The organism is Marinococcus luteus (assembly GCF_034497705.1).
GTDB lineage: Bacteria > Bacillota > Bacilli > Bacillales > Marinococcaceae > Marinococcus > Marinococcus luteus_A.
This window is the reverse complement of sequence record NZ_JAXRUV010000001.1, coordinates 533,474-555,411: the sequence shown is the minus strand read 5'-3', so window position 1 is coordinate 555,411 and position 21,938 is coordinate 533,474. Positions and strand designations below refer to the sequence as shown.

General features: G+C 53.9%; 17 protein-coding genes. All 17 read right to left on the bottom strand.

The window, feature by feature from the left end:
- Positions 1-20 precede the first annotated feature (20 nt).
- On the bottom strand, positions 21-3,722 hold the full coding sequence (locus Q9M42_RS02895) for a dynamin family protein (RefSeq protein WP_322525028.1): 3,702 nt from the start codon (positions 3,720-3,722) through the stop codon (positions 21-23).
- A 63-nt stretch (positions 3,723-3,785) separates the two neighbouring features.
- Complete coding sequence (locus Q9M42_RS02890; RefSeq protein WP_322525027.1) at positions 3,786-5,060, bottom strand: EAL domain-containing protein; 1,275 nt, start codon at positions 5,058-5,060, stop codon at positions 3,786-3,788.
- Between the two features lie 81 nt (positions 5,061-5,141).
- Positions 5,142-6,050 (bottom strand): homoserine O-acetyltransferase MetA, encoded by a 909-nt coding sequence (gene metA, locus Q9M42_RS02885; protein ID WP_322525026.1) that lies wholly within the window; start codon positions 6,048-6,050, stop codon positions 5,142-5,144.
- Positions 6,051-6,190: 140 nt separating this feature from the next.
- Positions 6,191-7,018, bottom strand: a complete 828-nt coding sequence (gene nadE / locus Q9M42_RS02880) for an ammonia-dependent NAD(+) synthetase (RefSeq protein WP_322525025.1) — start codon at positions 7,016-7,018, stop codon at positions 6,191-6,193.
- 21 nt (positions 7,019-7,039) lie between these two features.
- Positions 7,040-7,360, bottom strand: a complete 321-nt coding sequence (locus Q9M42_RS02875; RefSeq protein ID WP_322525024.1) for a hypothetical protein — start codon at positions 7,358-7,360, stop codon at positions 7,040-7,042.
- Entirely contained in the window at positions 7,344-7,811 is a 468-nt protein-coding gene (locus tag Q9M42_RS02870) for an acyl-CoA thioesterase (protein WP_322525023.1), read from the bottom strand. The genes Q9M42_RS02875 and Q9M42_RS02870 overlap by 17 nt, the downstream gene beginning before the upstream one ends.
- The gene (locus Q9M42_RS02865) at positions 7,786-10,149 is read right to left on the bottom strand and encodes an AAA family ATPase (RefSeq protein WP_322525022.1); all 2,364 of its coding nucleotides are present in this window, start codon (positions 10,147-10,149) and stop codon (positions 7,786-7,788) included. Before Q9M42_RS02865 ends, Q9M42_RS02870 begins: the two co-directional genes overlap by 26 nt.
- Positions 10,150-10,345: 196 nt before the next feature.
- Positions 10,346-13,084, bottom strand: a complete 2,739-nt coding sequence (gene acnA / locus Q9M42_RS02860) for an aconitate hydratase AcnA (protein ID WP_322525021.1) — start codon at positions 13,082-13,084, stop codon at positions 10,346-10,348.
- Between the two features lie 214 nt (positions 13,085-13,298).
- Positions 13,299-13,736, bottom strand: coding sequence for a YueI family protein (locus tag Q9M42_RS02855; protein WP_322525020.1), 438 nt, complete (start codon positions 13,734-13,736; stop codon positions 13,299-13,301).
- An 18-nt stretch (positions 13,737-13,754) separates the two neighbouring features.
- Entirely contained in the window at positions 13,755-14,267 is a 513-nt protein-coding gene (locus tag Q9M42_RS02850) for a CcdC family protein (RefSeq protein ID WP_322525019.1), read from the bottom strand.
- Positions 14,268-14,367: 100 nt separating this feature from the next.
- Positions 14,368-16,155: an ABC transporter ATP-binding protein gene (locus Q9M42_RS02845; RefSeq protein ID WP_322525018.1), complete on the bottom strand. Its 1,788-nt coding sequence runs from the start codon at positions 16,153-16,155 to the stop codon at positions 14,368-14,370.
- A complete protein-coding gene (locus tag Q9M42_RS02840) occupies positions 16,155-17,906 on the bottom strand; it encodes an ABC transporter transmembrane domain-containing protein (RefSeq protein ID WP_322525017.1) in 1,752 nt (583 codons plus the stop codon). The genes Q9M42_RS02845 and Q9M42_RS02840 overlap by 1 nt, the downstream gene beginning before the upstream one ends.
- Positions 17,907-17,966: 60 nt before the next feature.
- Entirely contained in the window at positions 17,967-18,191 is a 225-nt protein-coding gene (locus Q9M42_RS02835; protein WP_322525016.1) for a YneF family protein, read from the bottom strand.
- 195 nt (positions 18,192-18,386) lie between these two features.
- Positions 18,387-20,372: a transketolase gene (gene tkt / locus Q9M42_RS02830; protein ID WP_322525015.1), complete on the bottom strand. Its 1,986-nt coding sequence runs from the start codon at positions 20,370-20,372 to the stop codon at positions 18,387-18,389.
- Between the two features lie 187 nt (positions 20,373-20,559).
- The gene (locus Q9M42_RS02825) at positions 20,560-20,799 is read right to left on the bottom strand and encodes a DUF896 domain-containing protein (RefSeq protein WP_322525014.1); all 240 of its coding nucleotides are present in this window, start codon (positions 20,797-20,799) and stop codon (positions 20,560-20,562) included.
- Positions 20,800-20,877: 78 nt separating this feature from the next.
- Complete coding sequence (locus tag Q9M42_RS02820) at positions 20,878-21,525, bottom strand: YneB family resolvase-like protein (protein WP_322525013.1); 648 nt, start codon at positions 21,523-21,525, stop codon at positions 20,878-20,880.
- A gap of 27 nt (positions 21,526-21,552) precedes the next feature.
- Positions 21,553-21,795 carry a hypothetical protein gene (locus tag Q9M42_RS02815; protein ID WP_322525012.1) on the bottom strand — a complete coding sequence of 81 codons (243 nt, stop codon included), beginning with the start codon at positions 21,793-21,795 and terminating at the stop codon, positions 21,553-21,555.
- Positions 21,796-21,938: the final 143 nt, after the last annotated feature.

Here is a 21,938-nt window from a genome sequence, read left to right as displayed (position 1 = left end):
GTAATTGTAGTATAACACACTTACTCTGTCTGTCCAACCAGCCTCCTGACCTCTGCTTCAAGCTGGGCCCATTCCCGTTCGGTTTCTCCCGTTTTTTCCTGCCTGAGCCACTCCGCCTGCCGGCGGGAAGCCGACTCCCACTCAGCCGTGCGCTGCTTCCACCGGTCCCGTGCGGCCGCCTCTGCCCATGCATAGACGTCCTTTTTCACGGTCTGAAGCTCTTGTTCCACGACGGGACGCAGCTGTTGCTCCAGCACTTCACGGTATACCTTGTTCTGTCCCTTCATGAAAAAATCATAGTGGGTCAGCGTCTTCCACTCGCCTTCGACTGCTTCTGCGATCGCCGGCACCTCCGGCGGGGGGGATTCTATTGGCGGAAAAGCCGCCTGCTCTACCGAAAATACGTAACGCAAATAGTCCGGAAGCTGCTTTCTCCAGTACTGCTCTTCTTCGTTCATGGTACGGTGCATCCACTGCTCAATCCGGGCGGAGGTAATCCTTGTTTCCTGCATGAAGCGCTGCAGCACCTGCTGGACCGCCTCCGTCGTTTTCCGTCGAAGCTGGGAGCGAAACGACGACTGATCGTGAAAGTACGCCCGCGAAAACCAGAACTGAAATTCCTCCCGGTAATAATAAAACAACCGTTGGCGCACGTAAAAAAACAACTCCTCCGTTTCCTCCGAAAGCCGCTTTTCGATGCGCTTCCATGATTCCGTCCATTTGTCCTCCGTGATGAACTGCTCCAGCTGCGCGATCTCGTTTTGCCTTTCCCGTTCCTGTTCGGCATCCGTCCGTCCCGCATCCGCCCGTGTCCGTTCCACGTAGTCCAGGACCTCCGCAGCTTCCCGGCAGCCCTCCTTCATGACAGTCGTCTCCAGCGTAGCGGAAAGAAACTGCTCAAATACGGCCTCGAATCCTTCCAGGCCGCCGGCTGTTTTGTCCTGAAGCGATACTTTTCCGGAAATGGGCAAAACGAGTGGGTCATGAATACCAATTGCGGCCAGTTCCTCCCGGACGTACCGGAGAACCTCCTCGAGCTCCCGCCTCCCGGCGGCCAGATCCGCTGCATTGACTAAAAAAATGAGCTTATCATAGGAAAAGGTCTGGTTCACCGCAGCCAGCTGTTCCAAAAACGCTTTGTCCCCGCGGGAAAACGCATGGTTGTAATACGATAAAAACAAAATAGCGTCCGCCCGCTTCATTTCCTGAAACGAAATGTCCGCATGCCGCTGATACACAGAATGTATGCCGGGCGTATCGACGACCTCCATCCCTCTGCCGGTCCACCTCGTAGAAAGATAAACATCCGCCCGCTCGATCATCATCGCGGCTTCTTCAGCACCCGCGGCCTGCTGAAAAGCTTCGAGGGAAACTGTTTCCGAGCGGCCGGCACTGCTCTCCTGCTTTTCATAGGACGAGACGTACTGATCAAGCATCCTTTTTTCTTCCTCCCGCATGGCGTCAAACGCAAGCGGCTCCAGATGCTGCTGCTCGAGTTCCGTTCGTTTCTGCTTTTCTGCTTTCTCCGAACGCTCCTGCAGTTCTTCTTCATAGGCGGCGTACCGGCTGCTCCATTCCGTCACATGCGAAAGGCGCACCTCGAACGGAGCGAGCAGGTCATTCATGTCCTGCAGGACATCGGCCTGCTGTTTATAATAAATCACTGCGCTCCGGTCCGGGTGCCGGTCGTCCGGCGCTTTGATATGAGTGATGGCCGCTGTCGTCGGATTTGCCGATACCGGCAGTACTGTTTCTCCGGCCATGGCATTGGCCACAGTGGACTTTCCGGCGCTGAACCCGCCAAAAAAGGAAACGCGGAACGCCTGCTCCCGAAGCCGCTGGGCCCGGGCCTCGAGCCGTCGGGCAAAGCCTTCAAGCGGTGCATACGGCTGTATGAGCCGGGCCAGCTTCTGCCACTTATCTGCCGCCTCCTCCGGGTCCGGGCGGGTTTCCCGCTCCCAGCCTGCACTGTCCAGATAGTCCCGGTACCATTCCTGCACCGAATAGACTTCTTCGCCCGTCGAAGGAGCCACGGCCTGCGTAACTGGCTCACGCTCTGCCGGCTGCGCCAGCGGAACGGCCTCCTGGGTCCGCCGTTGCTGCGCGGCCTCCAGCAGTTCCTTCACCTGGTAAAATTCCCTTCGCCACGCTTCATAAGCCTCCCAGGCCTTTCGATGGGCTGCCGCCTTTGTTTCCTCCCGATGAGCTTCCGTTTCCTTATGGGCACGGACCTTTTCCAAAAACAGCGGCATCCAGTCAGCTAGCTGCCGGCGGTAGGCCGTCTGCATTTTTTCCTCCAGCGTGCGGCAATAGGTTCTCGCATAGGCCTCGGTGAGACGTGCCCCTTTGTTTTCCGCTTCCTCGAGCATAGCGGCGTCTGCGCGCACCTCCATCGTCTCAATGGCGGCTTCTACTTCCGGATCTCTGCCAGCGTAACGTTCGGCGGTCTGCTTCATATCACGTTTTAAATGATTTTCGAGTTCATTTTTAATGTTTTCATTCAGCTCTTCCATCACCCGTGCTTCGCGTTCCTTACGCACCCTGGCTGTTTTTTGCGTCCCCAGCCAGCTTTTCACACGAAAGGTGACAAGACGGGACTCCAGGTACGCATGCACGGCTGCCCGGGTATGATAAGGCATCAGCTTGGCCCGGGCAAAGCCGTCGTAAATTGTCCGGCGCATCGCTTTTTCCGCCTTCGTTTCCCAGTGCCTGAACTGCCCGGCAGCTTCCTGATCGGCCTCAAGTGCATCATAAAGGGCTCCCGGCGTGGAAAACGCCTCCCAGATGTGCTGCATCTCCCCGTCCGGCTCCGCGGCAGCAAGACGACCTCGCAAATGGGACACAGTAATGTAATAAGCCCTCGAGGCGCATGTCTGGCGGATGCGATCCTTCCGCCCCCCGGAATCTTCAGGCAGCATTTTTTCCCGCAGGGCTTTCCAGGAATCAGCGGTCCGTTCCGGATAAAGAGCAGACACAAAGAAAATGTTTTCGTATTCGATCTGCCTCCGGTCCAGGCTTTGCCGGATCCGGTCCTGGTACGCCTGAAAGGAAAGCTCCTCCTCTTCATGCTTATCCACCTGGTTGACAACCAGAGACGGGCGGACGTACTGCTCGTTCAGCTGCTGCAGAAATAAAAAATTTTCTTCCGACTCCACCTGCTGGTAGTCGGTGACATAAAACAGTCCATCCGCTATCATCCATTCCGACTCCGCCGCCCGTTGATGAGCGGCTTCGGTGGAATCGATCCCCGGCGTGTCAAAAAGCGTCACTCCCGGCGGCAGCGGAAGATCTGGGTGCTGCACCTCTACCCGCTCGGTCTCTCCGGCCATCATCCAGTCGTTTGTCCAGTCCTCCGGCGGTACGGCCACTGTCTGTCCGCCGGTGGTAACCTCATAGGAAACTGTGCTGCCGGTTGTAAATGAAACGATATTTGCACTCGTCGGCACTGGGTGGGCCGGCAGCCATTCCCCGTCCAGCAGCTGATTGATCAGCGTGCTTTTGCCAGCAGAAAAATGACCGCAGACGAGGACATGGTATGCCGAGGCGTTATTTTTCGCCTTCAGCCGCTTAAGGTCCTTTTGCTCATCTTCGCCAAGCGCCGGCATGGCCCGCACCTCTTCTAAGGCGCCGGTGACTGCTGCCTGGGAAAACGTATGCCGGGAGAAAAAGCTCCGGACCGTGTCGTTGTTCCATTGATACATGTCAAGACTTGGCCGCTGCACTGTTACCGCGCTCCTTTTTATGTAAAAACGCCGCTCCCCCGTAGCAGGAGAAGCCGGCACTGTTTACAGCAGATAATCTTTTTCATACAAGAACGCGTAGGGAATGTCCACGAACACGTACAGATCCTCCGTAATCGGGTGGGAATACGTCCGGATCATTTCATCGCTGTGAAAATCCGTATACATATCGGAAAGAATCCCCCGCTGTTCAAAATTCATACGTACAATGTTTTCGAGAAAATACGGGCGCCAGCTCCAGTTGCGGTTGCGCTCCTCTATCCGGTATTCCCACGCTTCGCCGTTCTGGCGCGAGGCGTTTCCCGAAAGCTGATACCCTTCCCGGTCACACACATACACCCGGAAGCTCATCTCCTCGAGCGACTCTGCGGTTTTCAGCGTCCATCCGTCAATGTCTTCCATCACATCCGCATGCTTGAGCCGGGCATTCAGCCGCTTGTTTAGTTCGGCAGTAAGCTGGATCTGGGCTTCAATTTTTTTGCGTTCCACATCAATGAAATGGTGGATGTCTTTTTTCATCCGTTCCTGAAACTGATCCTTCTCAATGAACGTTTCTTTCGGCTTGTCGAGATAAAACCCCTGGTAGTACCGGGCACCGTTGCGCCAGGCGTAGTTCAGCTGATTAAACGACTCGATTTTTTCAAATAAAAGCGAAGCCCCAATCTTTCTCGACAGCGTCGATAACGAATGCAGCACGTCCCGGTAAATGCTCGGAACGGCGAAATTTTCAGAAAACGTCACGTCCACCTTCAGCACATTGGGCTTTAAATAGGCAATCTGCTCCAGATGAATCGCTTCCTTGCCGAGATTGTCAATCGCAATCGACAGCCCGGCGCTCTGGGCGTATTGCATAAAATGCTTCAGGCGGGACAGATCCTGCTGGAAATCCGTTGCTTTCAGCTCCAGGCAGATCGAGGTTGGTGCTATGCCTCTTTCTTCGTACCCGAGCAGAAATTCGACCAGCCCGTCTCCCCCGTCCCCCAGAATGGTGGCCGCATCTACGTTCAAAAAGATCATATCCGCCCGTTCTTCAGCCACAAATGTTTCCAGGGCAGCCTGGTGCACGGCACGGTCGATTTCCTGCTTATACTCCCACGGCACGTTCGGGTCCCGAAAGCAGTTCTCAAGCGTTTCGACGCCTCCGTTATCGTTCTGGAAACGGCCGAGTACTTCATACGCAGAAATTTCGAGCTTATCTGCACTCAGTATCGGCTGAAAGTATACCATGATCCGTTCTTTGTTCATCAATACGTCTAGCGCATCCAACTCCATCACCCAATCTTCCGCTCTCAGTCTTCGGCGGCTCTGCCAGTTTGTCATTTCTTACTGTTCGCACACGCGTCTATTATATCATCTTTTTTCCGCCAACTGAAAAAACTGTTTCCAAAATTGGAAACAGTTTTAGGCAAAATCGAACGGCGTTTCCTGATAGACATAGTAGTTCAGCCAGTTCGTAAACAGCAGCGTCGCGTGGGCGCGCCACATTTTCAGCGGGGAATACAGGTGGTTGTCCTCCGGAAAATAGTTTTCCGGCACCTCTGTACCGAGCCCGCGCCGCATATCGCGCTCAAATTCATCGCGCAGGGTTTCTGCATCGTATTCGCTGTGGCCGGTCACATAAATCCGCTTGCGGTCCTTCGTCGCTACGATATACAGCCCGGCTTCGTCGGATTCCGACAGAATATCAAGGTCCGGACAGGCCTCCACATCCTCCCGTCTCGTTTTCGTGTACCGGGAATGCGGCACATAAAACTGATCGTCGAACCCGCTCAGAAGCTTTTCATTACCACCGTTAATATAGTGCGGGTACACGCCGAACTGCTTTTTCGGGAGCGGATATTTATCGATGCCGTGGTGGTGGTACAGGCCGGCCTGGGCGCCCCAGCAGATGTGCAGCGTGTTCGTGACGTTCTGGTCGCTCCATTCGAGAATACTCTGCAGCTCTTCCCAGTAGTCCACTTCTTCAAATGGAATTTTTTCAAGCGGTGCTCCGGTGATAATCATACCGTCGAATTTTCTGCTCCGCACTTCATCAATCGTTTTATAGAACGACGACAGATGCTCGCGCGGCGTATTTTTGGAGCGGTGGGTGTCCGGGTGCAGAAAGGATACGTCCACCTGCAGCGGCGTATTACTGAGCATCCGCAGAATCTGGGTCTCTGTGCGTTCCTTCAAGGGCATCAGGTTCAGGATGACGATTTTCAGCGGGCGGATATCCTGCAGGTAGGCCCGGCTTTCGTTCATGATGAAAATATTTTCTTTTTCCAGCGTATTTTTGGCCGGTAAATAGTCAGGCACTTTAATAGGCATGCACTATCGTACTCCTTTAGCGTATTTCGGTGTTCTCTCCTTTTCTTTCTGTTATCTGTATATCAAACATCGCGGCCGGCGTCCAGTCTTTCCATATTGGTAAAAACGGATGGCCGCAAGGGACCATCCGCAGACGCTTGTTATTCTTTCCACCACGTATCGTATAACGTTGCCGGCAATTCCCGTTTATGCGCCGTTTTGTTATACATATCCACCAGCCGGTCATGGGCTTTGGAATCGATGCTGCGGCCTTCGAGAAAGTCGTCAATCTGATCGTATGTCAGCCCGAGCGCTTCCTCGTCCGGTAGGCCCGGCCGGTCGCTTTCAAGATCGGCGGTCGGTACTTTTTCAAACGTCGATGCCGGTGCTTCAAGCTCGCGCAAAAGCATTTTGCCCTGGCGCTTGTTCAGGCCAAATAGCGGTGCCACATCGCAGGCGCCGTCCCCGTGCTTCGTATAAAAGCCGGTGACCGCCTCTGCCGCATGGTCGGTGCCGAGCACAAGGAGCCCTTCGGCCCCGGCGACATCGTACTGCGCCTTCATCCGCTCCCGGGCCTTCGTGTTGCCTTTGATAAAGTCGGACATGGTCGTTCCGAGGGCCTGCTCAAACGCCTGCACTGATGCGTCCACGCCCGGCTGCACGTCAATCGTATACGTTTCCTGTGGCTCGATATATTCGAGTGCTTTCGATGCATCGTCTTCATCATGCTGCTTGCCGTAAGGAAGACGGAGCGCGACGAATTTAAACGGCACGGCCTGCTCGGTTTCAAGCTCATCCACAGCCATCTGGGCGAGCTTGCCGGCGAGCGTCGAATCCTGGCCGCCGGAAATACCGAGTACGAAGCCTTTGGCACCGGCCTGCTTCGCGTATTCTTTTAAAAAGTGCACCCGGCGCTCGATTTCCTGCTTCGGATCAATCTCCGGCGTCGTCTGCAGTGCTTCAATAATTTCATTCTGTGTTGCATTCATAGTTCCTGCCTCCAGATTAAATTATTTGTTTGAACGGGGAGCCTGGATACCAAATCGCTCCATCTGCCTCCACTGCTTTTCCTTGGACAGAATGTGAGCCTCGTAGTCCCCCAGCAGGTCAAAGTGCGGATAGTCTTCGCGGTAATGGATCCATCCGGCCTTCAACCCGTACTGTCTGCCCCAGCGCGCAAGTGTTTCCACGTCCCGACAGGAGGCTTTTGTGACCGTATCACAGTCGGGAAAACGCGGATCGTACCAGTAATGCGTCAGCAGGGCCACTTCTCCCGCCGCAGCCTTTCGTTTCCAGGCTCTTAGCTCATTGGCTTTAATGCCAAACGCCATCGTCCCCACCACCTTTGGCAGCTCCAGCGGCAGTGGATTCCGCCAGCCGTTTGTAGGCCTCATGCCAGTCCGGCAGAGCCTTACGTATGGCCACCGGCTTAAACGTTTCTTTACGGACGCACACGTGGCTCGAAAACGCCCTGATGCACGTATCTCCTTTAGCGTTAGTCACAATATACCCATATTTTACACGCACTCCGTCATAAGAATCAATCCACGTTTCAATTTCCACGTCCTCGCCGTAGACAGCCGGCGTTTCGTAATCGATATCAATATGAAGCACAGGGAACAAATAGCCGGCTTTTTCAATATCCGGATAGTGAAAGCCCATCTCCTTCATATGATGCGTGCGCCCAATTTCGCACCAGACCACATAGGAGCCGTGATGGACGATGCCCATTTGGTCTGTCTCAGCATATCGTACTTCAATTGGTGTATGAACGCTCTTCATGTCCTTCTTCTCCTTCGGATTTCACCCGTACTTCAAGCGCATGCTTCACGTCTTCGGCCGTCAGCTCGTGCAGATTTTCATCGTTCTGCTCTGACTGGAACAGCCGGAAGGCCTGCTGCTGAAAGATTTCTTCAGCCACGTCTTCGGCGAGCCGGGCGTTGCCGTCCGTGTTGGATACAGCGTACCTGCTTTCAAGCAGCTCGCGCGCTTCTGGCTCAAAATGATAGCCGAATCGCTCGACCGAGCGCTCTGTAATCTCGGCCAGATCCTCCGGCGTATACGGCGGGAAGTAAAAGGTTTTTTTGAAGCGGGATTCAAGCCCCGGATTCATTTCAAGCAGCTGCTGCATCGGCTCCGGATAGCCGGAAAGCACAACCACCAGATTTTCATCGTGCTTGGTCATTTCTTCGACGAGCGTATCCATCGCTTCCCGGCCGAAGTCGCTCCGCGAGCTCGACATCAGGGCATACGCTTCATCAATAAACAGGACTCCACCGAGGGCTTCGCGGACCTTCCGCTTCGTTTTCGCGGCTGTCTGGCCGACGTACTCGGCGACGAGGTCGCTGCGGCCGGCGACGATGCAATGGCCGCGCTTTAAAAACCCGTATTCCTTCAGGATGCCGGCATACACCTGGGCGAGCGTCGTCTTGCCCGTGCCCGGTGGTCCGGAAAAGACGGTGTGCAGCTGAATCGGCACGGTCGGCGCCCCCTCTTCGCGGCGCTGCTGCTGCACGCGGATAAAGGAGGCAAGCTTTTTCATTTCCTGCTTCACGTGATCAAGGCCGATAAAATCATCGAGCTGCTGGACGGCGGAGCGTTTGTCCTTCGGCTGTTCGCCTTCAGGCTCTTGAATATCCTCTGCTGTTAACAGCGAAAAGTCATCAATACCGATATAGTCCTGGTTGCCGATTGCCGCCCCTTTTTGGAAAATGCTGTCGAGCACAATGTTTTTAACGGTGCGGCCGTTGCCGAACGTTTCATCCACCTGTTCCTTTTCGATCCGTTCTTCGAGCACCCGTTTGCTCTCCTCGCTCAGGAAAAAATCGTTTTCCATTGCTACCTTTTCCCCAATTTCCATCAACTCATCCATGCTGTAATCGGGCAGGTGGATATGGTTGCTTTCCGGAAACCGGCTGCGAAGACCCGGGTTGGCGTGCAGAAACTGCCGCATTTCTTCCGGGTAGCCGGCCAGAATAACGGCAAACGTACCGGCGTACTCCCCGCTCGTCATCGCCGAGACAAGGGTATCAATCGCCGTCTGACCAAAGTCGTTTCCGGCCATGCCTTCGCGTTTTAAGCTGTAGGCCTCATCAATGAACAGCACGCCGCCGACCGCTTCCTTGATCAGCGCCATGGTTTTTTCCTCGGTCTGGCCGACGTACGAGCCGACGAGGCGGGAACGGTCGGTTTCAAGCACTTCATCACGCTGCAGCAGGCCGAGCTGGTGATAAATTTTAGCCAGCAGGCGGGCGAGCATCGTTTTGCCCGTGCCGGGGTTGCCTGTCAGTATCATATGAAGGCTTCGTTCATCCTTCCACTGGTACCCCTGCTCCTTCCGCCTCTTCTGGTACTGCAGATAATGATACATGTTATGCACGCGAGCCTTCACACTGTGCAGGCCAATCATGTCATTCAGCTCTTCAAGCGGGTCGGCGTACTCCTCTCCCACCTTCGTGAGCGAGCTCGACGCTTCGTTCCACTTTTCCTTCAGCTGCTCCACATGGCTGATCGCTTCTTTAATTTCGCGCACGGCTTCGGGCGAATAAAACGAGCCCGATGCTGTATCCATATAAGCCTGGGTGCTCGACGCCAGCCGTTCGCACGCCTGCTTGATGTTTTCAAGCAGAAACGGAAGCTCGCGCAGGTGTTCGTTCTCTACCACATTCAAAAAGTCCACGGTCAATTCTTCCGGATTCCACGTATCCAGCGTATCATCCAGATACTGAATCATCTGACGGCACTGCTCGCGCAGCTGTTCAGCCACGCGGTAGCGGGCCGCGGCCGGATCCGTTTCGCGGAGCGGGGTCAGCTGCGTATCCATAATATTTTCCTGTATGCTGTCGATCCGCTCCATCGGCCGAAGCTGCTGCAGAAGCGGCACCGAATCGTCAAGCTCCTCTGCCTTTTGCAGCCAGTTGCGGATCATCGGGTCAAACCGGCGCTGATGCTTCCACCGGTCTCTGGCCATGAGCGCGTAAACACGCGCGCAGCCGGAAGCCTGTTCGTTTTCCTCCAACGTCCGGATGCACTCGTAGGCCCGTTTGACTGTAATATTATTTTCTTCTTTTTCCCATCTATCGATTATATCGTAAATGTTATTTTGCTCGTTAATTTGCAATAAAGGCACCCCCTATCGGGAAAAGGACGAAAATGAGTAGTCATTTTTATCGTATTCCCTGGTTGAACACGCATTAGTCCTTATTTTTATTATAAGAGGTTGATGAAGGTGTGACAAATTTTATCATTACGGTATGTGAAATTTTAGATATGAGAAAATTGAAGGCCCCGGCGGACCGGGGGCCTTCCTTTAACAATTACTGGCTGCGTTTTGCTTCTGCCGCTTCAAGGTTGTTGCGGAGAACCATCTGCAAAATACCACCGTGACGATAGTAATCCATCTCGACGTCACTGTCGAAACGGGCAACTACCTGGAAGGTAGTCGTGTTGCCGTCCTGATCAGTAGCAACAACGTCTATCATGTCATGCGGCTTTACGGTATTATCAATTTTTACATCGAATTGCTCTTCTCCGGTCAGGCCGAGAGAATCAGCGCTTTCGCCTTCCTGGAACTGCAGCGGGAGCACACCCATCAGCACAAGGTTACTGCGGTGAATACGCTCGAAGCTTTCCGCAATAACGGTCTTAATGCCGAGCAGGTTCGTCCCTTTCGCTGCCCAGTCACGAGAGCTTCCCATGCCGTAATCTTTGCCGGCCATTACAAGCAGGCCAGTGTTTTCCTCTTTATATTTCATCGCTGCATCATAGATGGACAGCACTTCACCGTTTGGCCAGTAGGTCGTATATCCGCCCTCTGTGCCAGGCGCCAGCTGGTTTTTAATCCGGATGTTGGCGAATGTTCCGCGCATCATCACTTCGTGGTTACCGCGGCGGGAACCGTACGAGTTAAATTGCGCCGGCTTGAGGCCTTTTTCCATCAGGTAGCGGCCGGCCGGGCTGTCCTTCGCGATGGACCCTGCCGGGGAAATGTGGTCGGTCGTAACCGAGTCCCCGAATTTCGCCACAGCCCGCAGAGCAGTCAACGGTTTAATGTCTTCCGGCTCCTTGGACATTTCTTCAAAGAACGGCGGATTCTGAATGTACGTGGAATCATCGTCAAAGTCGTACAACTGCGCATTTTCATCCGACTGCAGCTCGTTCCAGCGCTCGTTGTTGTCAAAGACATTCTCGTACTCTTCTTTAAAGAGGTCCGGAGACACGTTTTGCGTGATAAAGTCTTTGATTTCGGTCGCGGACGGCCACAGGTCGTTAAAGTATACGTCGTTGCCGTCTTTATCCTTGCCGAACGAATCGCGGTACATATCAAAGTCAACTGTGCCGGCCAGCGCGTACGCTACAACGAGCGGCGGCGATGCCAGGTAGTTGGCTTTAACGAGTGGGTGGATCCGTCCTTCAAAGTTACGGTTACCGCTCAATACAGAGGAAACGAGGAGATCGCTGTCTGTGATCCCTTTTTCGATCTCTTCGAGCAACGGGCCGCTGTTGCCGATACACGTCGTGCAGCCGTAGCCGACCAGGTTAAACCCGAGATCGTTCAGATACGGCATCAAGCCGGAGTCGTCAAGATAGCGGGTAACCACTTTGGAACCTGGAGCGAGCGACGTTTTAACGTATTCCGGTACTTCAAGCCCTTTCTCCACCGCGTTACGGGCGACAAGGCCAGCACCGATCATCACGTATGGATTGGACGTGTTCGTACAGCTTGTGATAGCTGCGATGGCAAGCGCCCCGGTTTTCATCTTCGAAGTTTTGCCGTTTGGATGTTCGATAGTCGCTTCGTTGTCGATCTCCTCCGGAGACAGGCCGAATCCCTGGTTGCCGGCTGGAGCCGTAAGCGCCTCATTGAACTGTTTTTTCATGTCGGATAAAGTAATCAGGTCCTGCGGGCGCTTCGGTCCGCTCAGGCTTGGCTCAATATCCGCCAGGTCGATTTCAATCACCTGAGTGAACTGCGGTTCTTTTTCGGATGGATCAAAGAAGATGTGGTTGTGCTTGCAGTAGTCTTTTACAAGCTGCACATGCTCTTCATCGCGGCCGGTCAGGCGCAGATAGTTGAGCGCTTCTTCGTCAACCGGGAAGAACCCACAGGTTGCGCCGTATTCCGGTGCCATGTTGGAAATCGTTGCGCGGTCAGCAAGCGGCATTTCCGCCAGGCCTTCGCCGAAGAATTCCACGAATTTGCCGACAACATTCGTTTCCCGGAGCCGCTGGGTAACGCGCAGCGCTAGGTCTGTCGCTGTCGAACCGTTCGGCAAGGAGTTCACAAGACGAACGCCGACCACTTCCGGTGCCGGGAAGTAGGACGGCTGCTGCAGCATGCCCGCTTCCGCTTCGATACCGCCAACGCCCCAGCCAAGGACGCCAAGGCCGTTGATCATAGTCGTGTGGGAGTCCGTACCAACGAGTGTATCCGGATACGTGTCCACTTCGCCGTTTTCTGTTTCTTTCGTGTGTACGACGGAAGCAAGGTACTCGAGGTTCACCTGGTGAACGATACCTGTAGCCGGCGGTACAGCACTATAGTTGTTAAACGCTTTGGTTGCCCAGCTGAGGAGCTTGTAGCGTTCTTCGTTTCTCGAAAATTCAAAGTTCATGTTCTGGTTTAACGAGTCATCAGTACCGTAACGGTCCACCTGTACCGAGTGGTCCACAACGAGGTCAACCGGAATCGCCGGGTCAATGACATCCGGGTCTCCCCCGAAATCATTCATTGCTTTCCGAAGCGATGCAAGGTCCACGACTGCCGGAACCCCGGTAAAGTCCTGGAGAATAACGCGGGATGGTTTGAATGGCACATCATACTTGGAGCCTTCTTCCGATCCCCATTTTGCTAAGCTTTCTACGTGTTCTTGTTTAATTACGTGTCCGTCCAACTGTCTTAGTACAGATTCGAGCAGCACACGAATGGAATATGGCAGCTTCGACACATCGCCGACTCCTGCATCCTGAATAGCTTTAATGTCGTAATAATAATACGTTTTGCCATTCGATTCAAAAGCCTTGCGAGCATTGAATACGTCTTGATTTTGAGCCATATGTACCCCTCCTTCTTGATCTATTATACAACAATCCAGTAACGTTGTCGAAAAAGTAGATGAGGATAAGCAGAAAGGCCCACAGCTGTATTCCTTTGCCGCCTGCCTTTCTTAATCTGTTTCTCGACCCACTTTCATAGAATAGCAAAACTTTCCTCAAAGATAAATATTTTCAGACAAAAATTCGGAAAACGCTTGCTTCTTTTTTCTTCCCTCAACCGCCAAGCAGCTTTTTCCACCACGGTTTTTTCTCTTCCGCGTCCGGAGTTCCGGCATCTGCTTCCGGTTCATCCTCAGCAAACACGTCTTCGCGATTAATCGCGGTGTCGGACGTAACGACCAGTCCGTACGTGCCCTCCGGATTGTCGTGCGTGACGCGCCGGTACGGAACGCGCCGGGTTTCAGCTGCTTTCCGGTACGGCCGCAGCGCCTCGAGGCTCAGGTGGCCGTCAACGAGTACTTCTTTTGCCTTACGGTCGTGCATCGCATTCAGCACTTCCTGGCGTATGCCTTTTTCCATCACTTGTTTTTTCGTCAGTGCAAGGATGACGCGTTCGCGGTACGTATCAAGATACAGACGCCGCTCCGCTTCATTCGGCAGTTTCTTTCCGTGTATTTCATTTTGAAGGTGTTCGTTTACATCGTTAGACATGGGCACTTCTCCCTTTCATTAGGATGAATGGCGGGAAGGCACGGAGTTGTCGGGCTCCGGCTCCCGCTGAAGAATTTTTTCGAGCTGTTTGTATTTCACGGCCATGTAGACGCGCCACGGCACAAGCATGGCAAAGCCCAGCAGAAAGAACATTCCGGCAAGCACTGCCGGCTCAATCGCATCGCCGATGATCAGCTTGATGATTGTCCGAACAATTAAAAGGCCGACCAGAATGAATGAAAAAGCTTTGGACCGGCGAACAAAAATCCGGCGTTCACGTATTTCAAAAGACGTGGTGGCCATCAGTAGAAAAGAGAAAACAAACCCGACGAGAAGCGCCTCGCCGACTTCGAGCCCAGTCGGACGGGCCGGCGGGTAAACAAACATCAGCGCTCCCGTCGCCATGAAAAACGGCGGCAGCACGATTTTTTTGAAGGTCGCCGGCTGCTTAATGGCTTTCATGCGGATGACGATCACGACAGAAGCCATAAAAAAGGCCGTGAGGGTCGTAATAATCAGCAGTGTACTCACTTCGGCCGCCTTCCTTTCTATAAAAATAGGATGTATCATATGAAGGCTTTCCTGCCTCTATGATACACCCCGAAGCGGCGGCCCGCAATTGTTCCCTCTTTTAAAGCACCTCTTCATTTTCATGCTGCAGCCGGTACATTTTTTCATATAGCCCCCCGGAGGCAAGCAGCTCCTGGTGCGTCCCGCGTTCGGCAATTTCCCCCTGATGAAGCACGATAATCTGGTCGGCGTGCCGGATCGTGGACAGCCGGTGGGCAATCATGATGGTCGTCCGGTTTTCCACGAGGTTTGCAAGCGCCTGCTGGATAACCGCTTCACTTTCGCTGTCGATATTTGCCGTTGCCTCATCGAGCACGAGCACCTTCGGATCATGGGCGACGGTCCGGGCAAACGTGATCAGCTGTTTTTCCCCGTTCGAAAACGAGCTCCCCCGTTCGCCTACCTGTTCGTCGTACTGCTTCGGCAGTGCTTCGATAAACTGATCCGCCCCGACAAAAGCAGCCGCCTGCCGCACCTCCTCGTCGCTCAGCCGGTGGTTGTGCATCGCAATATTTTCCCTGACCGTTCCCGTAAACAAAAACGGATCCTGCAGCACAAGTCCAACGTGCCGGCGCAGCGCCTCTTCCGGCCAGCGCTGCAGGTCCTTTCCTCCAAGGAAAATTGTTCCGGCATCGTGTTCGTAAAACCGGAGCAGCAGGTTAATGATGGAGCTTTTACCGCTGCCAGTATGGCCGACAATCGCAATGGTCTCGCCTTCTTTTACCGACAGGTTAATGTCTCGGAGGACCGGATGCTCGCCGTCATAGCTGAACGTCACGTGATCAAATTCAATCTCTCCGCTCCGTGAGGCATCCCCGGTCTGCCGCCCCCTCGTCACTGCTGCCTCCTGGCCGGTCACATCCATTAAATGAAATACCCGGCCGGCGGAGACAATCGACTGCTGATACAGCGACATCTGCTGCATGATTTCATTAACCGGTTCAAAGAAGCGCTCAAAATAGTTGACGAAGGCATAAATCACTCCGACCTGTACGGCCCCTTCCATCGATAAAATGCCAAAATACGACAGCACGCCGACGAGAGCAAGCACCGACACGAGGTCGATCGCCGGGCGAAGCAGCAGGCCGTCGATTTTCATGCTTTTCAGGCCGGCTTCATAATGGGCATCATTAATCCCGGAAAATTCCTGCTTCATCCGGCTCTCCTGCCGGAACAGCTGAATCACCGACATGCCCTGCAGGCTTTCATTAATTTTCGTATTCAGCCGGCTCAGCTTCCCGCTCATCTCCCCGTAGTACCTCGAGCTGTATCGGCGGTAGAGCATCATCAGCATAAGCAAAAGCGGCATAATCAGTATTGCTGCGGCGGCGAGACGGACATCCAGAAAGAACATGGCGATAAGCACCCCAACCAGAAACACCCCGTTCTGGATAAAGGTCGAGAGCACTTCCATGTACAGCTCCCGGATCCGTTCAGTGTCATTGGTTATCCGGCTCACAAGCGCTCCGGACGGCGTTTGATCGTAAAAACGCATCGATGCCCCTTCGACGCTCGAAAACACATCGACGCGGATCTGCTGAATGCTTTTCAGCGCAATCCGCTGAAACCAGTACGTGTGAAAATATACCATCACCGCGGAAAGAACAGTGGCCGCTGCGAAAATGGCCGCGAGCCACGTCAATTCATCTGCCGGGAATACTCCCGGCGTCACATAGCTGTCAATAAAGACCTTTACAAGGTACGGACTGAGAAGCTCCGCGCCGACGCCGATCACAAGAAACGTACAGGCAAACGCCAGCAGCCGTTTGTGAACACCTGCATACTTTAACAGCCGCTTCACAATCGCCCGCTGCTCCTGTTTGGTTAACACCTTATCTTCGTGCAGCATCAGCGGTCCCCCCTTTCCACCTGGGCCTTCAGCTCTTCGCGCTTCACCATTTCTGCATAGATGCCCCCGGCTTCCATTAATGCACGGTGGGAGCCGTTTTCAACGATCGTGCCGTGCTCCATCACCCATACCGCATCCGCTTCTTTTACCGTGCTCATGCGGTGCGTAACGATAAAGGTCGTTTTCCCCCGTCGCTCCTGCTTCAGCGCTTCGAGAATCTGCTGCTCGGTGTTTGCGTCCACCGCGGAAAGCGCGTCATCCAGGATGAGAATTTCCGGATTCTGCAGAAGCGCCCGCGCAATCGAAATACGCTGCTTCTGGCCTCCGGAGAGAGTGACCCCGCGCTCACCGACAGCCGTGGCGTATCCGTAGGGAAGCGCCACAATATCGTCATGAATGGCTGCGAGTCCGGCCGCACGCTGAATCTCCTGCTGGGTGGCTTCCGGGTTGGAAAAGGCGATATTGTCCGCAAGCGTCATCGAAAACAAGAAATGCTCCTGCGGCACATTTCCGAATGCCAGACGGTACGTATCAAGATAATAGGTTTCCGCCGGCGTCCCGCCAATCGTAATGGCTCCGTCCCCGCTTTTCAGCTCCCGGAGAAGCAGCCGCAAAAGCGTCGTTTTCCCGCTGCCGGTCCGCCCGACGATCCCGACGGTCTGTCCCGGCTGCACCGACGCGTGAATATCGTGCAGCGCGCTCGTTTCCGACCGTGGGTAATAAAATTTATCTATGTCTATTTCCACCGCCCCGGCCGGCACGTCCTCCACTCCGGCTTTCTGGTCGGTAATGTCAGTCCGCTCGGCCATCAGGTTACGAATGCGGTCATACGACGCATGCCCGCGTTCAATAATGTTAAAAAACCACCCAAACGCAAGCATCGGCCAGATCAGCATGCCCAGATAGACACTGAACGTCGTTAACTGCCCGATAGTAATCGTTCCGTCGTTCACATATCCGGCACCAAAGCCAATCGCGAGCAGATAGCAGACGCCGATGATAAGGGTGATTGTCGGATCAAACAGGGCATCAATGCGGGCGACCCGCTCGTTTTTGTCCACAACGTCCCGGGACTGTGCTTCAAACGCTTCGATGTCTTCGCGTTCGTACCCGAACGTTTTTGTTACCTTCACGCCGGAAATGCTTTCCTGCGTCCGGTTGTTCAGCTGAGAAAAGGACTGCTGGGCAGCGCCAAACCGCTTATGAAGCAGGTGGCCGTACCAGCTTGTTAAGAGAGCCATCAGCGGCATCGGCAACAGCGTAATCAGCGTCAGCTGCCAGCTGATCCCGATTGCCATCGCTAAAACGACGAATCCTCCCATGACGAGCGAATCCACAATCGTTAAAACCCCCTGGCCGGCCATCATCTGCACCGCAGTAATATCGTTGGTGGCGTGCGCCATCAGATCCCCGGTTCGTTTCCGTCCGAAAAAATCGCTGCTCATCCGCGTGAAGTGCTGATACAGATTGTAGCGGAGCGTACGGCCGAGATGAAGCGAGGAACCAAAAATCATAATACGCCAGACGTACCGGAGCACGTACATGCATATCCCTGCCGCAATCATCGCTCCCATCCAGCCGGCAAGCATCCCGGTCGACAGGCGGTTTTGTTCGATCGCATCGACCACCACCCCTACCACATACGGCGGTAGAAGGGAAAGCAGGGCCACAATAATGAGCAGAAGAATCCCGAAGCTGTACTTGAACCGCTCCTGCCAGAAAAACCAGCGCAAGTCCCAAAAAGCGCGCATCCGTCTCATCCTCTCTATGGATAAAAAAGCACCCTCTAGAAGCTAGAAGGGTGCTGACCGTTATTTCTTATCTTGTTGTCGCTGCATTGCTCTCATCATTTGGTTGATCTTCTTCTGGGACGGGTTCTGCCCCATCTGCATCATCATAACGCGCAGCATTTGTTCATTAATAGGAGGATTCTTTTTCAAATAGTTCATCATCGTTTTTCTTGCGATAAAGAAACCGATGGCTATACCAACTAGTAAAATGACAATGCCGATAATTGTTAACCATAGCCAGCCCATGTGTCTTACCCCTTTCCCGAATACCTAACATATATGTGGGTGTTGTTAGCGTCTCTAAACAGACCTTGTTTATTATAACGCATTCTTTTATGTAAAGAAAGCACCGATTCGAAAGATTCAGCACCGTTGCTTAATTTTCACTCGGATAAAAATAAGAAAAAGCAGCCGGCGGGCTGCTTTTTCCCCAACGCATAATTATTTGATCAGCTGTTTGGCTGCTTCAGCGACTTTTTCCGGCGTGAAGCCGTACTTTTCGACGACTTCTCCGCCTGGTGCGGAAGCACCGAAGCGGTCAATGCCGTACACGGAGCCGTGGGCGCCGACGTACTTGTACCAGCCAAAGGATGATCCCATTTCCACGGCCATGGCCGGTACACCGTCCGGGAGCACCGACCGGCGGTAGTCCGCGGACTGATGGTCGAACGCATGGAAGTTCGGCATGCTGACGACATTGACGGTCAGGCCGTCGCTCTGCAGCTGGGCTTTCGCGTCCACGGCGAGGGACACTTCCGAGCCGGCAGCGACGAGAAGCAGGTCCGGATTTTCGGCCTGTTCGCCAATCACGTAGGCTCCTTTGCGTACGCCTTCCACCGCTTTTTCCTTCGTGTCTTCGAGCGTCGGTACGCCCTGACGGGTCAGCACGAGCGCCGTTGGCGTGTGTTCACTTTCCATCGCTACGCGCCAGGCAGCAACTGTTTCGTTGCCGTCCGCCGGGCGGATGACGTTCAGGTTCGGAATCGCCCGGAGCGCCGCCAGCTGTTCAACCGGCTCGTGCGTCGGACCGTCTTCGCCGACCGCGATGCTGTCGTGCGTAAATACCTGCGTAAGCGGCAGCCCCATCAACGCACTCAGGCGCAGTGCCGGGCGCAGATAATCGGAAAAGACCAGGAACGTCGATCCAAACGGCTTCAGGCCGCCGTGCAGTTGAATACCGTTGACAGCTGCCGCCATGGCGAATTCGCGCACACCAAACCAGATGTTGCGGCCGGTGTAGTCGTTGCGGCTGAAATCATTCTCCGCTTTGATCAGCGTCTTGTTGGACCCAGCCAGGTCGGCCGATCCGCCAAACAAGGACGGCACGGCGGCCGCTACTTCCTGCAGCACATCACCGGAAGCGGCACGGGTCGCTACTTTTTCATCCGTAAAGACCGGCAGCTTCGCATCCCAGCCTTCCGGCAGTTTGCCGGCCATCGCCTGTTCGAGCTCGTCGGCGAGTTCCGGGTTTGCCTGCTTGTAGGCGTCAAAAAGCTCGTTCCATTCCTGTTCGGCCTCCGCGCCGGCCTGCTTGACTTCGTCAAACAACTCGGTCACTTCCGGCGGAATGTGAAACGCGTCGTAGTCCCACTGGTAGGCTTCCTTCACCAGGTTGTACTCCTCGTCGCCGATCGGTGCGCCGTGGGCCGCGTTCGTGCCGCCTTTGTTCGGTGCGCCGTAGCCAATGACGGTTTTTACTTCGATCATGGATGGTTTCGGGGACTGCTTCGCTTCTTCGATCGCCGCCTCAATCGCATCGACGTCGTTGCCGTCCTCGATAAAGACCGTGTGCCAGCCGTAGGCTTCATAGCGCTGCAGCACGTTTTCGGAAAACGACTGGTGAAGCGCGCCGTCGAGCGACACGTCGTTGGAGTCATACAGCACGACCAGGTTGCCGAGCTTCAGGTGGCCGGCGAGGGACGCCGATTCCGAAGCCACGCCTTCCATCAGGTCGCCGTCGCCGCAGAGCACATACGTGAAATGGTCGACCACGGCGTGATCGTCCGTGTTGTATTTGGCGGCCAGATGGCGTTCGGCCATCGCCATCCCGGTGCCCATGGCCAGCCCCTGGCCGAGCGGGCCGGTGGTGGCTTCCACGCCGGCGGTGTGCCCGTATTCCGGGTGGCCCGGCGTCTGGCTTCCCCACTGGCGGAAGTTTTTCAGTTCCTCGAGCGAAAGGTCGTAGCCGCTCAGGTGCAGCATGCTGTATAGGAGCATCGATCCGTGGCCGGCGGACAGCACGAAGCGGTCGCGGTTAAACCATTCCGGGTTGGCCGGGTTGTGGTTCATAGATTTGGTCCAGAGCGCGTACGCCATCGGCGCCGCTCCCATCGGAAGCCCCGGGTGCCCCGACTGGGCTTTTTCAATACTTTCGATGGACAGCGTCCGGATCGTGTTAATTGCTAACTGTTCTGTGCTAATTGCCATGCATATTTCCCTCCACTGTATGTATTTTTGGGTGGAAACCCGCACTTGTGAGTTGACCCCGCGGGAATTTCCGTGTTCTTGTACGCTTTTATGATAAAGGTTTTAAAACGATTACACAAGCGTGTTAACAGAGAAAGAAGAAAATCAAAAGGCCTGCTCTTTGTTAAGATCAGGCCTCTCTTTTATCTTAATGCCGGAAGCTGCGGTTCCGTCGTTTGACACGCTCAAGCTTGCTTGGGGTTACATCCGTACCTTCTTCATCCACCACTTTTACGTTTTCAAGCTGGTTTTTAAATGAGGAACGGAATTTGCTTAAATATTCCTGACGCAGCGCATGCTGTTCTTCTTCTTCTTCAGCTGTCAGCCCCGACGATTTTTGGCGTTTGGCTAACTCATTAATCCGGTCAATTTTTTCTTTCGAAAGCATAAGTTGCCTCCCTTAAAATGGCGTTCCTTTTTTATTATATTAAAAACAGCGCCGTACCGCAAACAAATCACTACGGTTCTAATCTGCTCGCTGCTGTTCATATTCTTTATAACGACGGTGCACCGTCGCTTTGGAAATATCATAGCCAAGACCCCGGAGCGTCAGAGCGATATCCTTAAACGTCAGCTCCCGCTGTTTCAACTTAACAATTTCTTCAATGGGCACCTCTATTTTTTTCCGGCCGCCGCTGCGGTTTAATCCGAAGTTTTCTTCAGGATGATATCCGTTTTCCACCGCCCGCTGCATCCCCCGCTTAATTTTAAAATTATGCAGCCGGCGCTGATGCTCTTCCACAATGGACAAAATTTCCATAATCATATGATCGGTATCCGCAATTTCGAGCTCCCCGTCATCTTTCACTGTATAGATGGACGTGCCCCTTTTCTGCAGTTCATGGAGCACGGCAATTTTAGCATTTCCACGTCCAAGCCGCGTGTCATCGGTAATTAGCAGTGTATCCGCCCGTGTGTCATCGAGGAGCTCGAACACACGAAGAAGTCCATCCCGTTCCACGGAATAGCTGCTTTCCTGTTCTGTCACTGTCTGCTGCACCGTCCAGCCATTCGCTGCAGCAATAGCTTCCAGCTCCTCCTGCTGCCTGGCAAGCGAGGACTGCTGTTCTTCTTTTTCCGTACTTACCCGGGCGTAAATGATGCATGTTTTCATTTGTCTGCGTTCCTTTCCGTTCGTGTTTTACTGTTCGGCAGCGTCAAACGAAACTGTTCGTTCCCACGGCTGTTCCTGATACCCCGTCCTGTCCTTTAAAACCGGATGCTCCTGTTCATAGACGATTTCTGCCGAACGGTCTGCTTCCGTGCCGCCCAGCGTGTCCGGAGTGATCGAAGCGTCCGCTGAATATACCAAAAATAAAAGCGCGAATGCAAATAAGGCAAGCATTGTCCAGTCCGTTGAAGTGAAAGTTTTGAGTTTATTCATATGCATGTTCCCCCTGAATGAGAATGTATGTTCTTATATTCATTCAGTATACCAGAATACCTGTTCCCGTCAACAGAAATATTAGAACGGGTGTTTGCGTTTTTGTTCCCCTCATGCTATACTTTACTCAGAAAAATTCCTCA

Bases quoted from the DNA above. Each gene is read 5' to 3' on its own strand.
- Q9M42_RS02890 (WP_322525027.1), bottom strand. From the start codon at position 5,060: ATGACAAACTGGCAGAGCCGCCGAAGACTGAGAGCGGAAGATTGGGTG.
- metA (WP_322525026.1), bottom strand. From the start codon at position 6,050: ATGCCTATTAAAGTGCCTGACTATTTACCGGCCAAAAATACGCTGGAA.
- nadE (WP_322525025.1), bottom strand. From the start codon at position 7,018: ATGAATGCAACACAGAATGAAATTATTGAAGCACTGCAGACGACGCCG.
- Q9M42_RS02875 (WP_322525024.1), bottom strand. From the start codon at position 7,360: ATGGCGTTTGGCATTAAAGCCAATGAGCTAAGAGCCTGGAAACGAAAG.
- Q9M42_RS02870 (WP_322525023.1), bottom strand. From the start codon at position 7,811: ATGAAGAGCGTTCATACACCAATTGAAGTACGATATGCTGAGACAGAC.
- acnA (WP_322525021.1), bottom strand. From the start codon at position 13,084: ATGGCTCAAAATCAAGACGTATTCAATGCTCGCAAGGCTTTTGAATCG.
- Q9M42_RS02855 (WP_322525020.1), bottom strand. From the start codon at position 13,736: ATGTCTAACGATGTAAACGAACACCTTCAAAATGAAATACACGGAAAG.
- Q9M42_RS02845 (WP_322525018.1), bottom strand. From the start codon at position 16,155: ATGCTGCACGAAGATAAGGTGTTAACCAAACAGGAGCAGCGGGCGATT.
- Q9M42_RS02840 (WP_322525017.1), bottom strand. From the start codon at position 17,906: ATGCGCGCTTTTTGGGACTTGCGCTGGTTTTTCTGGCAGGAGCGGTTC.
- Q9M42_RS02835 (WP_322525016.1), bottom strand. From the start codon at position 18,191: ATGGGCTGGCTATGGTTAACAATTATCGGCATTGTCATTTTACTAGTT.
- tkt (WP_322525015.1), bottom strand. From the start codon at position 20,372: ATGGCAATTAGCACAGAACAGTTAGCAATTAACACGATCCGGACGCTG.
- Q9M42_RS02825 (WP_322525014.1), bottom strand. From the start codon at position 20,799: ATGCTTTCGAAAGAAAAAATTGACCGGATTAATGAGTTAGCCAAACGC.
- Q9M42_RS02820 (WP_322525013.1), bottom strand. From the start codon at position 21,525: ATGAAAACATGCATCATTTACGCCCGGGTAAGTACGGAAAAAGAAGAA.
- Q9M42_RS02815 (WP_322525012.1), bottom strand. From the start codon at position 21,795: ATGAATAAACTCAAAACTTTCACTTCAACGGACTGGACAATGCTTGCC.